The sequence below is a fragment of the Klebsiella sp. KE9456 genome, assembly GCF_043832615.1.
In the GTDB taxonomy this organism is placed as follows: Bacteria; Pseudomonadota; Gammaproteobacteria; order Enterobacterales; family Enterobacteriaceae; genus Klebsiella; species Klebsiella indica.
Map to the genome: position 1 here is coordinate 254,726 of NZ_JBDYQK010000004.1, position 14,347 is coordinate 269,072.

At 54.3% G+C, this 14,347-nt stretch carries 14 protein-coding genes; 8 read left to right on the forward strand and 6 right to left on the reverse strand.

From position 1 onward, the window contains the following. Position 1 precedes the first annotated feature (1 nt). The 7 genes from sapF to osmB all read left to right on the forward strand — a co-directional run bounded on the left by sapF (position 2) and on the right by osmB (position 6,891). Entirely contained in the window at positions 2–811 is an 810-nt protein-coding gene (gene sapF, locus ABK821_RS06205) for a putrescine export ABC transporter ATP-binding protein SapF (RefSeq protein WP_138362685.1), read from the forward strand. Between the two features lie 243 nt (positions 812–1,054). Beyond that, the gene (fabI, locus tag ABK821_RS06210; protein WP_138362684.1) at positions 1,055–1,843 is read left to right on the forward strand and encodes an enoyl-ACP reductase FabI; all 789 of its coding nucleotides are present in this window, start codon (positions 1,055–1,057) and stop codon (positions 1,841–1,843) included. A gap of 194 nt (positions 1,844–2,037) precedes the next feature. After that, positions 2,038–3,195 carry a CMD domain-containing protein gene (locus ABK821_RS06215; RefSeq protein WP_343178912.1) on the forward strand — a complete coding sequence of 386 codons (1,158 nt, stop codon included), beginning with the start codon at positions 2,038–2,040 and terminating at the stop codon, positions 3,193–3,195. 81 nt (positions 3,196–3,276) lie between these two features. Further along, the gene (locus ABK821_RS06220; RefSeq protein ID WP_343178911.1) at positions 3,277–5,211 is read left to right on the forward strand and encodes an exoribonuclease II; all 1,935 of its coding nucleotides are present in this window, start codon (positions 3,277–3,279) and stop codon (positions 5,209–5,211) included. A gap of 176 nt (positions 5,212–5,387) precedes the next feature. After that, the gene (locus ABK821_RS06225; protein WP_138362681.1) at positions 5,388–5,570 is read left to right on the forward strand and encodes a hypothetical protein; all 183 of its coding nucleotides are present in this window, start codon (positions 5,388–5,390) and stop codon (positions 5,568–5,570) included. 71 nt (positions 5,571–5,641) lie between these two features. Then, a complete protein-coding gene (locus ABK821_RS06230; RefSeq protein WP_138362680.1) occupies positions 5,642–6,391 on the forward strand; it encodes a DNA-binding transcriptional regulator YciT in 750 nt (249 codons plus the stop codon). A gap of 278 nt (positions 6,392–6,669) precedes the next feature. Next, a complete protein-coding gene (gene osmB / locus ABK821_RS06235; protein ID WP_138362679.1) occupies positions 6,670–6,891 on the forward strand; it encodes an osmotically-inducible lipoprotein OsmB in 222 nt (73 codons plus the stop codon). A 96-nt stretch (positions 6,892–6,987) separates the two neighbouring features. On the opposite strand, the gene yciH is transcribed toward osmB, so the two are convergent. The 5 genes from yciH to pgpB all read right to left on the reverse strand — a co-directional run bounded on the left by yciH (position 6,988) and on the right by pgpB (position 10,629). Further along, positions 6,988–7,314 carry a stress response translation initiation inhibitor YciH gene (gene yciH, locus ABK821_RS06240; RefSeq protein WP_142502059.1) on the reverse strand — a complete coding sequence of 109 codons (327 nt, stop codon included), beginning with the start codon at positions 7,312–7,314 and terminating at the stop codon, positions 6,988–6,990. Next, on the reverse strand, positions 7,314–8,051 hold the full coding sequence (gene pyrF, locus ABK821_RS06245; protein WP_138362678.1) for an orotidine-5'-phosphate decarboxylase: 738 nt from the start codon (positions 8,049–8,051) through the stop codon (positions 7,314–7,316). Before pyrF ends, yciH begins: the two co-directional genes overlap by 1 nt. Positions 8,052–8,242: 191 nt before the next feature. Continuing rightward, entirely contained in the window at positions 8,243–9,412 is a 1,170-nt protein-coding gene (gene lapB / locus ABK821_RS06250; RefSeq protein ID WP_138362677.1) for a lipopolysaccharide assembly protein LapB, read from the reverse strand. A 6-nt stretch (positions 9,413–9,418) separates the two neighbouring features. Next, complete coding sequence (locus ABK821_RS06255) at positions 9,419–9,727, reverse strand: LapA family protein (protein WP_142502060.1); 309 nt, start codon at positions 9,725–9,727, stop codon at positions 9,419–9,421. Between the two features lie 134 nt (positions 9,728–9,861). Beyond that, the gene (pgpB, locus tag ABK821_RS06260) at positions 9,862–10,629 is read right to left on the reverse strand and encodes a phosphatidylglycerophosphatase B (protein WP_142502061.1); all 768 of its coding nucleotides are present in this window, start codon (positions 10,627–10,629) and stop codon (positions 9,862–9,864) included. 161 nt (positions 10,630–10,790) lie between these two features. On the opposite strand from pgpB, the gene ribA reads away from it, so the two are divergent. Beyond that, positions 10,791–11,381 carry a GTP cyclohydrolase II gene (ribA, locus tag ABK821_RS06265; RefSeq protein ID WP_138362674.1) on the forward strand — a complete coding sequence of 197 codons (591 nt, stop codon included), beginning with the start codon at positions 10,791–10,793 and terminating at the stop codon, positions 11,379–11,381. Positions 11,382–11,436: 55 nt separating this feature from the next. Here the strand turns inward: ribA and acnA are convergent, their stop codons facing one another. Continuing rightward, the gene (gene acnA / locus ABK821_RS06270; protein WP_138362673.1) at positions 11,437–14,109 is read right to left on the reverse strand and encodes an aconitate hydratase AcnA; all 2,673 of its coding nucleotides are present in this window, start codon (positions 14,107–14,109) and stop codon (positions 11,437–11,439) included. Positions 14,110–14,347: the final 238 nt, after the last annotated feature.

The window sequence follows — 14,347 nt, forward strand, 5'->3', positions numbered from 1 at the left end:
AATGGTCGAAACATTGCTTGAAGTCCGCAATCTGAGTAAGACCTTTCGCTATCGTACCGGCTGGTTTCACCGGCAAACGGTGGAAGCGGTCAAGCCGTTGAGCTTTACGCTGCGCGAGCGCCAGACGCTGGCGATTATTGGTGAAAACGGTTCCGGGAAATCAACCCTGGCGAAAATGCTCGCCGGAATGGTTGAACCCAGCACTGGCGAACTGTTGATTGATGATCATCTGCTGGAATTCGGCGATTACTCTTTCCGCAGTCAGAAAATCCGCATGATCTTCCAGGATCCGTCGACCTCGTTTAATCCCCGGCAGCGGATTTCACAGATCCTTGATTTCCCGTTACGCCTGAATACGTCCCTTGAACCCGAGGCGCGACAGAAGCAGATTATCGATACGCTACGTATGGTCGGCCTGCTGCCGGACCATGTCAGCTACTATCCGCATATGCTGGCTCCGGGACAAAAACAGCGTCTCGGCCTGGCGAGAGCGCTGATCCTGCGCCCGAAAGTGATTGTCTGCGACGAGGCGCTGGCGTCGCTGGATATGTCGATGCGTTCGCAGTTGATTAACCTGATGCTGGAATTGCAGGAGAAACAAGGGATCGCCTACATTTACGTTACCCAGCATCTGGGCATGATGAAACACATCAGCGATCAGGTGCTGGTGATGCACCAGGGGGAAGTCGTCGAGCGCGGCAGCACTGCCGATGTGCTGGCTTCCCCACTACACGATCTGACGAAACGCCTTATCGCCGGACATTTCGGCGAGGCGCTGACTGCCGATGCCTGGCGCAAAGACGGCAAGTAAAGCGGAGATTTTTACCGCCATCGACATCCGCGCCGCCAGAAACCTGCGACATCAGACACTGGTGACGGGGAGACGGCATAGCCGTTGCCCGCGATGCCGTGAGGATTGACAGAAAAATATCGTGACACAAGGGGTCGTCAGTGGGATATAATTCCCGGCTAAATTTGAGCTATTCTGAAATAACAACGCCAACCAAAGAGTTGTTAAAGTAACAATAAGCAATAACGATAAGGATTAAAAGCTATGGGTTTTCTTTCCGGTAAGCGCATTCTGATCACTGGCGTTGCCAGTAAACTGTCCATCGCCTACGGTATCGCGCAAGCCATGCACCGTGAAGGGGCTGAACTGGCGTTCACCTATCAGAACGAAAAACTGAAAGGCCGGGTGGAAGAATTCGCTACCGCGCTGGGCTCAAATATCGTACTGCCGTGCGATGTGGCTGAAGATGCCAGCATTGAGTCTCTGTTCACTGAACTGAGCAAAGTATGGCCGAAATTTGATGGTTTCGTACACTCCATCGGTTTTGCTCCGGCTGATCAACTGGACGGCGACTACGTCAACGCCGTCACTCGTGACGGTTTTAAAATTGCCCATGACATCAGCGCCTACAGCTTTGTCGCGATGGCCAAAGCCTGCCGCGGTATGCTGAACCCCGGTTCCGCCCTGCTGACGCTCTCCTATCTGGGCGCAGAGCGCGCAATTCCTAACTACAACGTGATGGGTCTGGCGAAAGCCTCTCTCGAAGCGAACGTCCGTTATATGGCTAACGCAATGGGTCCGGAAGGCGTGCGCGTTAACGCCATCTCCGCCGGTCCTATCCGTACTCTGGCGGCGTCCGGTATTAAAGATTTCCGCAAAATGCTGGCGCACTGCGAAGCGGTCACCCCGATCCGCCGCACCGTCACCACCGAAGACGTGGGTAACAGCGCGGCATTCCTCTGCTCCGATCTGTCTGCCGGTATCTCCGGTGAAGTCGTCCACGTTGACGGTGGTTTCAGCATCGCCGCGATGAACGAACTGGAACTGAAATAAGTTCCTTGCCCTCCTCACGATCGTGAGGAGGGTTCCTGCCCCCCTTCTCAATCACGCTTTCTCCTTCCGTTATTCCAATCTGCTATTTGTTAGCACGTATCAATATTTTCTCCCGTATCGGGGTTACGCCAGGATAGTTCAGCATAGCATGACCGCGAAACGGCGGTTTGCCACATACCGAACAAGGAACGCCCATGGAGCAACGCCGCATTTACGGCAAAAACCACTGGTATCATGAGACTCAGGCTACGATCTGCCCGGTGGATGTATTGCCGCTCGTCCCTGAAGCCGCTGATGTCGAAGATCGTTTTCTGCTCGACCTGGTGCTGCCCGACGATCTGCGACAGGCGCATGCACGCTGGCTCACGCCTGCCCGTCAACTGGCCGATGCCCTCTTCCCGGCATCAGTTAACGACGATCGTCTGCCTACATTTAATGCCTACGACCGGCTGAGTACCGCGCTGACCGCCGCCCAGGTTTATGGTGTGCAGCGTCTGTGTAATCATTACGCCGCCCGCCTGGCGCCGCTTCCCGGCCCGGACTCTTCCCGTGAGAGCAACCGCCGCCTGGCGCAGATGACGCAATATGCCCGCCAGCTCGCCAGTTCTCCCTGGGTGATTAACGCGCAGGCTCGTCGTCAGTTAGATGAAGTCGGGCTGAGCCGTGACGACATCATTCTTATCAATCAGATTATCGGCTTTGTCGGCTTTCAGGCCCGCGCTATCGCCGCATTGCAGGCGGCTCAGGGTTATCCGGTACGCTGGCTCCCCGGCATGTCGCAGCAGGAATATGCGCCGGAAGAAAGCTTTATCTCTGGCGACGTAGACTGGGAACCAGGGATCGACGATTATGGTTTAGGCTACGAAAATGATGAGTATCTGTCGTTATTAGCAAAATGGCAGAATCATCCGGGCCTGTCCGACCTGGCGCCGCTACTGGCAATCCAGGGCCCGCCACTTGATGTACTGGAACAGCTTCTGGCTCATCTTAGCGAAGCGCAACCGTTCGCCGCGCAGGCGGCGCTGGTATCCGCGCGCATTAATGGCAGCATTAGCTGTTTTAACGCCTGGGCCGCACGATGTCCGGATTTAGCCCCTCTGACGGCGGCTTTACGTGGTAATGAGCCTGACATTCATCGGTGGGGGAAAAACCACCCCATTGAGTATCAAATTTTACACTCCGCCCGGCTTTTAACCCGTGCACCCGACCGCTTCAGTACCGATCGGTTAACGCTCCTGATCGAACAGGGGCTTTCCCGCACCGCCGCTATCGATCTTCTCGTCTGGTGTGGACTGTGCGGCTGGATGAATCGTCTGAAAATCGCCCTCGGCAACGTCCCTCCTCAGACGTAAAATGCTGAAACATCGCTTGCTGCGGCAGGCATATTCGCGTAAAAATGTCAGCCGCTCTTTTAGCCACGAAAATACGACATTATGTTTCAGGACAACCCGCTGCTAGCGCAGCTTAAACAGCAACTGCATTCCCAGACGCCGCGTGTTGAAGGCGTCGTTAAGGGGACGGAAAAAGGGTTCGGCTTTCTCGAAGTCGACGCCCAAAAAAGCTATTTCATTCCGCCGCCGCAAATGAAAAAAGTGATGCATGGCGATCGTATTATCGCCGTGGTCAATACGGAAAAAGAACGCGAAAGCGCTGAGCCGGAAGAGCTGGTTGAGCCGTTTCTGACGCGTTTTGTCGGCAAAGTTCATAAGAAAGATGATCGTCTTTCCATCGTTCCTGATCATCCGCTGCTGAAAGACGCCATTCCCTGCCGGGCCGTTCGCGGCATAGAGCATGATTTTAAAGAGGGTGACTGGGCCGTAGCCGAAATGCGCCGTCATCCGCTGAAAGGCGACCGCGGTTTCTATGCCGAACTCACCCAGTACATCACCTATGGGGATGACCATTTCGTGCCATGGTGGGTCACTCTGGCGCGTCATCATCTGGAAAAAGAGGCGCCGGGCGGCGTCGCAACTGAAATGCTTGATGAAGGTCTGGAACGCCGCGATTTAACCGCGCTGGCTTTCGTGACCATCGACAGCGCAAGCACTGAAGATATGGATGATGCCCTGTACGCAGAGCAGACCGCTGACGGTAAACTGCACCTGACCGTCGCTATCGCCGATCCGACCGCCTGGATCGCGGCAGGCAGCAAGCTGGACAATACGGCGAAAACCCGCGCCTTTACCAACTACCTGCCGGGCTTCAATATTCCGATGCTGCCACGCGAGCTGTCTGACGATCTCTGCTCCCTGCTCGCCAACGAAGTCCGTCCGGTTCTGGCCTGTCGCATGATTCTGGCTGATGATGGCGCTATCGAAGACGATATTGAGTTCTTCGCCGCCACCATCGAGTCCAAAGCGAAACTGGCCTACGATGAGGTTTCCGACTGGCTGGAAAACCACGGTAGCTGGCAGCCGGAGAGTGAAACCATCGCGCAGCAAATTAAACTGCTGCAGGATGTCTGCCTGCGGCGTAGCGAATGGCGCCAGAACCACGCGCTGGTGTTCAAAGATCGCCCGGATTATCGCTTTGTACTGGGAGAAAAAGGCGAAGTGCTGGACATCGTCGCCGAACCGCGCCGTATCGCTAATCGTATTGTGGAAGAATCGATGATTGCCGCCAACATTTGTGCGGCCCGCGTCCTGCGCGATAAACTCGGCTTCGGCATTTATAACGTTCACACCGGGTTCGATCCAGCAAACACCGAGCAATTAGCGGCATTGCTGAAGACGCACGATGTGCACGTTGATCCAGAGGAAGTATTAACGCTGCAGGGCTTCTGCAAACTGCGTCGCGAGCTCGACGCTCAGCCGTCCGGTTTCCTCGACAGCCGTATTCGCCGCTTCCAGTCATTCGCGGAAATTAGCACCGAGCCGGGTCCGCACTTTGGCCTGGGCCTTGATGCTTACGCAACCTGGACCTCCCCGATCCGTAAGTATGGCGATATGATCAATCACCGTTTGCTGAAAGCGATTATCAAAGGGGAAGCCATCGCCCGTCCGCAGGATGACGTTACGGTACAAATGGCGGAACGCCGTCGCCTCAACCGCATGGCGGAGCGCGATGTCGGTGACTGGCTGTACGCCCGCTATCTGAGCCCTAAAGCCGGAACCGATACCCGTTTTGCCGCTGAAATTGTTGATATCAGCCGCGGCGGCATGCGCGTGCGTCTGGTTGATAATGGCGCGGTCGCCTTTATTCCGGCGCCATTCCTGCACGCCGTACGCGATGAACTGGTTTGCAGCCCGGAAAACGGCACCGTGCAAATTAAAGGCGAAATCGTCTATAAGGTAACCGACGTTATCGACGTTACGATTGCTGAAGTTCGCATGGAAACCCGTAGCGTGATTGCACGCCCCGCGGCCTGATAAACGGCCCTCTACGGCTCCCGCATGTGGAGCCGTATTTCTACCTTTTCCCTGTTTTTTCTGGGTATTGCCTGCAACGCTGCGCAGATAAGTGAGTTGTACGTTTTTTTCACTTCTCTTTTTCTTCTATTTTTAGCATCATTGATTTTATTCACATTTATTATCAGGATAACGCCATGTCAGAACTGAATACCCGCCTGCTCGCCCAACGTATCGATACCGTGCTGGATATTCTGGTTGCCGGGGATTATCACTCCGCTATCCATAACCTGGAAATTCTGAAAGCTGAGCTGCAGGCGCTTTCCAGCGACGAACAGGAAGAGAAATCCGGTCAGCCTAAAGCGCCGTGGGAAATTTAATAATTTCCTCGTTACCACCGGCCGCATAAGACCACTCGTTAGCCCAAATAGCCCTTAACCGTGATGTTGCTATGAACGCCAGACAACAAAGTATTTTGCAAATGGTCATCGATAAAGGCCGCATCAGCGTGGCCGATCTCGCGAAGATGACCGGTGTCTCTGAAGTCACCATCCGCCAGGATCTGAATTTATTAGAACAGCAGAGCTATCTGCGTCGTACCCACGGCTTCGCTGTTCCACTGGATAGCGAAGATGTGGAAACCCGGATGATGACCCATTTCGCCATCAAACGTGAACTGGCCGCATGGGCTGCTACGCTTGTCTCCTCTGGTGAGACGGTATTTATCGAGAACGGTAGCGGTAACGCTCTGCTTGCGCGTACGCTTGCCGATCGCGGTGATGTTACTATCATTACCGTCAGTAGCTATATCGCGCATCTGCTGAAAGCGTCTCCCGGGGAAGTCATTCTGCTTGGCGGAATTTATCAAAAACGCAGTGAAAGTATGGTTGGCCCGTTGACACGGCACTGTATCCAGCAGGTCCATTTTAGTAAGGCTTTTATCGGTATTGACGGCTGGCAGGCTGAAACCGGATTTACCGGACGGGATATGATGCGAGCCGATGTGGTCAATGCGGTGCTGGAAAAGGGCTGTGAAGCCATTGTGCTTAGCGACAGTTCGAAGTTCAATGTTGTTCACCCCTATCCACTCGGCCCTGTCGGGCGATTTAATCGCCTTATTACCGATAATAATCTTAGCGATGCCGTTCGCAATCAATTAATCGAATGCGGATTAGCCGTCGATATCGTCGACCATCCCTGATTCCCCTTTTTTGCTATTACGCACGACGCTTTGCCGGACAATGTCCGGCCTGAGTTTCGTCTGAGACTTTTCCGACGCCTCAATTCAGAGTTTTTACCTGCCTGAAAAATTTATAGAAAGTAGAATTAATATTAGCGATATAACAGGAAGTGACTATCACCTGCGTGATTAAAGTAACACCTGCGCAACGAAAGTGACATGGAATACCCCCTGGGCTGGAGTAACACGCTATGCTTAAAGGAAGTTGTATCCATGAATAGATTATTCAGGAGAAAAAAATGATGACTTCAATGAACAAAAAAATGACCGCTGTAGTGCTGGCCGTCACGGTTGCAATGTCTCTGAGCGCTTGTTCTCACTGGTCTAAACGCGACCGCAACACCGCAATCGGTGCGGGTGCCGGCGCTATCGGCGGCGCGGTATTAACGGACGGCAGCACCCTGGGTACGCTGGGCGGCGCGGCAGTCGGCGGGATTATCGGCCACCAGGTGGGTAAATAATATTTACCACGCACTATAAAATTAATTTACAGCCGCTGGCTGATACCCCCGGCAAAAAATTAAGGCCACGATAAATATCGCGGCCTTAATAATTAATTAACCGCCAGCCAGCTTAACTTTCATACCTTTAGCTTCCAGCAACGATTTCAGCAAATCGCGCTTATCGCCCTGAATCTCTATTACGCCATCCTTCACCGACCCACCGCAGCCGCATTTCTTTTTCAGTTCGGCGGCTAGTTTAGCCAGCGCATCATCATTTTCATCAATTCCGCTAATCAGGCATACGCCTTTACCCTTGCGGCCGCTGGTCTGGCGCTGGATGCGCACAATACCGTCTCCTTTCGGACGCGTCTGTACCTGTTTGGGCTCATCAATACGGCCACCATCCGTTGAATACACCAGACGGCTACTGGAATCGCTCATCATGCCCCCTTGTTTAGCGATGCGTTGATGCTGCGCAGCGTGGCAGCCGGATCGGCAGACTGGGTTACCGGACGGCCAATCACCATATAATCGACGCCAGCCGCCTGCGCCTGTTCCGGCGTCATAATTCGCCGCTGGTCGCCGGCATCGCTGCCCAGAGGACGAATGCCGGGCGTCACCAGCTTAAACGCCTGGCCACGTTCTTGTTTGAAACGCACCGCCTCCTGCGCCGAGCAGACGACACCATCCAGACCGCAGCGTTGGGTCAGCGCCGCCAGCTTCGCAGCGTAATCTGCCGGAGAAAGGGAGATTCCCAGCGCCTGTAGATCGCTGGCTTCCATGCTGGTTAACACGGTTACCGCAATCAGCAGCGGCGCGTCACTGCCAAAGGGCAGTAGTGCTTCTCGTGCAGCGGTCATCATGCGCGCGCCGCCAGAGGCGTGAACGTTAACCATCCAGACGCCCAGATCCGCTGCCGCAGCGACCGCACGCGCCGTGGTATTCGGGATATCATGAAACTTGAGATCGAGGAAAACGTCAAACCCACGCTGGTGCAGGTCGCGGACAAACTGCGGCCCGAGCAGAGTAAACATCTCTTTGCCAACCTTCAGACGACAGTCGCGCGGGTCGATACGGTCGACAAACGCCAGCGCTTTATCACGGTTATCATAATCGAGAGCAACGACGACGGGCGAAGATGTGACAACGCGGGAAAAAGATGTAGCAGTAGACGTCATGACCGGACCTTAATTGTTGATAAGCGCCACTGCGGCGCAAGAAAGGTAAACGGCCAGCATTTTACCTGCGATAAAGCGAAAATAACAGGCTGCATTTCCCTCCCTGCCTGGCGATTTGATTACCGGGAGCGGAGGTAACGACGGTCATAACTAATAAGTATGTTGTAACTAAAACGCAGATTTTTTTTAACCTACTGCCCGTCAAGGCCACGAATCGGTTTAATAGTTGACCATGAGCGGCACGACGGGCAGTGCCAGTACAGGGTATGGGAGGTAAAACCGCATTTCTGGCAGCGGTAGCGCGGCTTGCTGCGCACCTGTTCCCCAACCATATGACGCAGAACGCCGAGGCTCTCCTTCGCCCGCCCCTCTTCGGCCTCATTAATATGGTAGTCAATTAGCTTGTGGAAAACGCGCATCGTCGGATGGCGCTCCAGTTGACGGGTAACATAGTTTTGCGCGGGCTCGATTCCTTCCCGTTGTTCGAGAATTTGCGCCAGCATAAGGTCGGCGCTCGCCCCGACATTTTCTTCAGCGCAGCGACGCAAAAACGCCTCCCATTCGCTGGCTTTCCCCAACTGCTGATAACAGGTTTGCAGCATTTCCAGCGTTTCAACGACCAGCTCTTTATCCTGTTCGATAACACGCTCCAGGCTCTCTACCGCTTTCGCGTAGTCGCCCTTTTCCATCCATACCCGGCCCATCATGATAGAAACCCGCGCGGCGGAACGGTCCGCCGCCGCACCTTTTTTCAGCAACGCCATCGCCTTATCCAGATCGTTGCTCGCCATTTGCTGAAGCGCCAGTTCGCACCAAAAATTCGCGATTTCGCCGCGATGTTTCTCTTTCCCCAGCTTTACCAGACGCTCGGCTACCTCAATAGCGGATTGCCAGTCGCTGGTCGCCTGATAGATTTGCAGCAGTTGCTGCAAGGCACCGAGACGAAAATCCGTTTCATCCACCAGTTGCTTGAACATGCCCTCCGCCCGGTCGTAGAGCCCGGCGGCCATATAATCACGCCCGAGCTGTTGTACGGCGAGCAGACGCTGGTCATACGTCAGCGCGGCGCTTTCCATCAGGCTTTGGTGAATGCGAATAGCCCGGTCAACCTCGCCGCGCGAGCGGAACAGATTACCGAGCGTGAGATGTGCTTCGACGGTGCCCGTATCCTCTTTCAGCATATCAAGGAAGAGATCGACAGCTTTATCCTGCTGATTGCTCAGCAGGAAGTTTACCCCTGTCACGTAGTCACGCGACAGACGGCTCGCATCGTCCTGTTTGGACTGTTGTGCACTTCTGCGCCCCATATACCAGCCATAAGCAGCGGCAACAGGCAAAAGCAGAAACAACAACTCCAGCATAAAGGGTTATTCCTTTACCACAGGAACACCCGCTTCAGCAGGCGCAACGCTGGCAGGCGCGATCTGGTGCTCCAGACGCTTAATCTTACGCTCTGCGCGCGCCAGCGAGACGCGAACGCGCAGCCAAAAAAGGCCGCAAATCAGCCAGCCGATAGCAAAACCGGCGGCAAAAAGCACGGCCAGCAGCGTCGAAATACGGAATTCACCCTGCGCGAGCAAATAGTTGAACGTGACCAGTTGATCATTCTGGGCCCCCAGCGTCACTGAAATGACGAAGATGGCTAATACCAGTAAGAAAATAAGTAAATATTTCACATGACTTCCCGTTATGTGGGTTGCGCGAAAAAAACCGCGTTCAGCCCTATAAAGTATCATTTTCGCCGCAGCGGTGAAATGGAAAAGCATGATACCAGTACAGGATATGCCGCCTTGTACTGGTAATAGCAACATTATTCCTGTGCTGCGACCCTTTTTTTAATATCCCGTGCTTCTTCACCCGGCGGCAAAAGCGAGCCGCAAAACCGCTGGGCGAGCCAGGTCGCCAGCGTCACCAACAGCCAGGAAATCAGCGTCGCAACGATCAGATCCTGTGGCCAGTGCATCCCCAGCGCCAGTCGGCTCCCCATCACCAGCGTGGCCCACACCAGCAGCAGTCCCATGGTTGCCCAACGACGACGCGGCCACAGCAATCCGACGCCGAGCAGCGCCCAACTGGCGGCAAACATCGTGTGACCAGAAGGGAAAGCAAAACCGGTCTCTTTTTGCCAGTGTTTACGCAGGAATGCCGGTATTCTCTGCTCTTGCGCCAGTTGCGCATGCACCAGTTTAGCGCGTTCTTTGCGTTTCAACGCGTAGAATTGATCCACCGGCACCTGCCGCGTCTGTTCCAGCCAGATGACAAAAGGCCGGGGTTCCTGCACCTGGTCTTTGATCCACGACTTCATTCCTTGCCCAATTAAAATCGCCGCAGCAAGGATCAGAAACAGCATAATCGCCGCCCGCAGGCGAAAACGCAGGCACCACAGGAACCAGAGACATAAAATAACATGCGTAATAACGCCCCAGGGTTGCGTCACTGTTTCAGTCACCCAATACAGGGGCTTCATCACCCCTTCCGGTAATCCGGGATGCCATGTCCAGCCGGAAACCCAGACCACCGCGGGCATAACTAATAACACCACCGCCGCAGCGGCGGTTCGTCGGGCAATTAACAGCATCTCGTCTCCTTATCATTGACCTCAATATCATAACGGAAAGTCGCGCGTTTGTGCGCTTTGCGCCCAACTGAGCGCACGCAATTAGGCGAACGTCACGCCATTGTGGCAAAATGATGGCAAACAGAAGCACAGTCAGGTGCTGATAAAATCTGGAGAATCACATGCAGCTTAAACGTGTGGCAGAAGCCAAACTGCCAACGCCATGGGGAGATTTCCTCATGGTGGGTTTTGAAGAACTGGCAACCGGACAGGATCACGTCGCGCTGGTATTCGGCGATATTTCGGGGCAATCCCCGGTTCTGGCTCGCGTACATTCTGAATGTTTAACCGGCGATGCTCTTTTTAGTCTGCGCTGTGATTGCGGGTTTCAACTGGAAGCCGCGTTGTCGCATATTGCCGAAGAAGGGCGCGGTATTCTGCTGTATCACCGTCAGGAAGGGCGCAATATTGGTCTGCTGAATAAAATCCGCGCTTATGCTCTGCAGGATCAAGGCTATGACACGGTTGAAGCCAACCATCAGTTGGGTTTTGCCGCCGATGAGCGTGACTTCACGCTGTGTGCGGATATGTTTAAGTTGCTCAATGTCGATCAGGTTCGTCTGTTAACCAACAACCCGAAGAAGGTCGAGATCCTGAGCGAAGCGGGAATCAATATTGTGGAACGCGTACCGCTGATTGTGGGCCGCAATCCGAAAAATGCCCACTATCTGGATACCAAAGCCGCCAAAATGGGGCACCTTCTGGGCAAATAAAGCCGTTAAGAATACGGGCCAGCATTTGCTGGCCCTTTTGTTTAAAACATCTGGTTTACAGCATATTGCGAATCACATAATGCAATATGCCATCGTTCTGGTAGTACGTCAGCTCAGTGGCGGTATCAATGCGGCAGCGACAGTCAATGATTTCTTGCTTACCGTCCGTCCGCGTCAGCGTTACCGGCACTGTTGTCCCCGGCTGTAAAGCCTGCAGGTTACCGATATCAATCCTTTCCTCTCCGCTTAAGCCCAGCGTCTTACGCGTAACGCCTTGCGGGAATTCCAGCGGCAATATTCCCATTCCAATCAGGTTAGAGCGATGGATACGTTCGAAAGACTCAGCGATGACAACCCTGACGCCAAGCAAGCGCGGCCCTTTTGCCGCCCAGTCGCGGCTGGAACCGGAACCGTACTCTTTCCCGGCGATCACCGCCAGCGGCGTCCCCTCTTCCTTGTACAACATTGCGGCATCGTAAATAGCAATCGGCTCACTATCCGGAAGATGGCGCGTCATCCCGCCCTCCACACCTGGTACCATTTCGTTACGAATACGAATATTGGCGAACGTACCGCGCATCATCACCTCGTGATTCCCGCGACGGGAACCGTAGGAGTTAAAATCAGTACGTTCAACACCATGGTTTAGCAAATAACGCCCGGCGGGACTCTCGGCTTTGATACTGCCTGCCGGAGAGATATGGTCAGTGGTAACCGAGTCCCCCAGCATCGCCAGAATACGCGCGCCATGAATATCTTCCACCGGTTTGGGTTCAGCCGCCATCTCATCAAAGAAGGGTGACAGGCGAATATAGGTTGAATCGTCTTGCCAGTCGTAAGTGTCCGACCGTTCTACTTTTATCGCCTTCCACTCGGCGGTGCCTTCAAACACCTCCGCATACTCTTTACGGAACATCTGCGTCGACACTTGCTCCACCGCGCGGGCGACCTCCTCGCCACTCGGCCAGATATCTTTCAGATACACCGGTTGCCCGTCTTTACCCCGTCCCAACGGCTCACGAGTCAGATCAAGGTTCATGTTCCCCGCCAGAGCATAGGCCACCACCAACGGCGGCGAAGCCAGCCAGTTGGTTTTCACCAGCGGGTGAATTCGCCCTTCGAAGTTACGGTTACCCGAAAGGACCGCGCCGACAGTCAGATCCCCCTGCCTGATGGCGCGCTCAATCGGATCCGGTAGCGGTCCGGAGTTACCAATACAGGTAGTACAACCATAGCCCACCAGATTAAAACCCAGTTCATCAAGATAAGGCGTCAGTTTCGCGTGGGCCAGATAGTCGGAAACCACTTTCGACCCCGGCGCCAGCGACGCTTTTACCCACGGCTGCGGTTTCAGGCCCAGTTCGACGGCATTTTTGGCCAGCAAACCGGCGGCCATCAGTACGCTGGGGTTTGACGTATTGGTACAGGAGGTAATCGCGGCAATAACCACCGCCCCATCCGGCAATGAATATTGCTGTCCGTTCAGCGTATAGTCGATCGGTCGTTTATCTTTTTGCGCATGGTTAACCTCCAGTTCTGTACTGGCAGCAAACGCCTTTGGCACGTCCCCGAGGGCGACCCGATCTTGTGGCCGTTTCGGACCAGCCAGACTGGCTTCTACGGTTGCCATATCCAGCGCCAGTGTGCTGGTAAAGACGGGTTCATCCCCGGGCAGACGCCACATTCCCTGCGCTTTCGCATAGGCTTCGACCAGCGCCACCTGCTCTTCGCTGCGCCCGGTCAGGCGCATGTAGTCAAGCGTTACAGCATCAACGGGAAAGAAACCGCAGGTCGCACCGTATTCCGGTGACATATTGGCAATTGTCGCGCGATCCGCGAGGGGAAGTGAGTCGAGGCCATCACCATAGAATTCAACAAATTTACCCACTACGCCGTGTTTGCGCAGCATCTGAGTCACGGTAAGCACCAGGTCCGTCGCGGTAATCCCCTCTCGCAGCTTACCGCTCAGCTTGAAGCCAACGACATCCGGGATCAGCATCGAAACCGGCTGCCCCAGCATCGCGGCTTCCGCTTCAATACCGCCGACGCCCCAGCCCAGCACACCAAGGCCGTTAATCATGGTAGTGTGCGAATCGGTGCCGACCAGCGTGTCCGGAAAGGCTACCCATTCCCCCTCTTGCTGTTCGCTCCATACGGCGCGACCAAGATACTCAAGGTTAACCTGGTGGCAAATCCCGGTCCCCGGCGGCACGACGCTAAAGCGACTGAATGCCTGCTGTCCCCAGCGTAAAAAGACATAACGCTCATGGTTCCGCGCCATCTCAAGGCGGACGTTTTCTGCAAAGGCATCATCATCGCCAAAGCGATCTACGGTGACCGAATGGTCAATGACCAGATCGACGGGGGAAAGCGGGTTCACTTTGGCGGTGTCGCCTCCCAGGCGTTTTACCGCTTCACGCATTGCCGCCAGATCCACGACGGCGGGGACGCCCGTAAAATCCTGCATCAGTACTCGCGCCGGACGGTAGGCGATTTCTCGGTCGGCATGGGCCTGTTTCAACCATCCGGCAAGGGCGTGAATATCTTCGGCGGTCACTGAATCACCATCCTGCCAGCGCAGAAGGTTTTCCAGAAGTACTTTAAGCGATTTGGGCAAACGCGACAGATCGCCCAGTTCTTTGGCAGCCAGCGGTAAGCTGTAGTAGTGCCAGGTTTTACCTTTAACCTGTAACGAATCCTTGCTGGCTGCGCGTAGGGTTGACGACATAGCTCCTCCTTTACCTTAGGGATAGTATCTCCTGCTGCTCCTCAGGGTTATTATTAAAGATAACACATCTTTTGCGTAACATTTTGATAACACCCCAAATTGCTAAAAGAGGAAAAAAGTATGATGCCAGGAAAGTTGAATAATATGCGTGAAAATAATGAGAGAATTTGAAAGAGGCTAATTGTGCTAACAAAGGTATTGTATTAGTACGCGAGTACGATAAAAAACTGATCGCCGT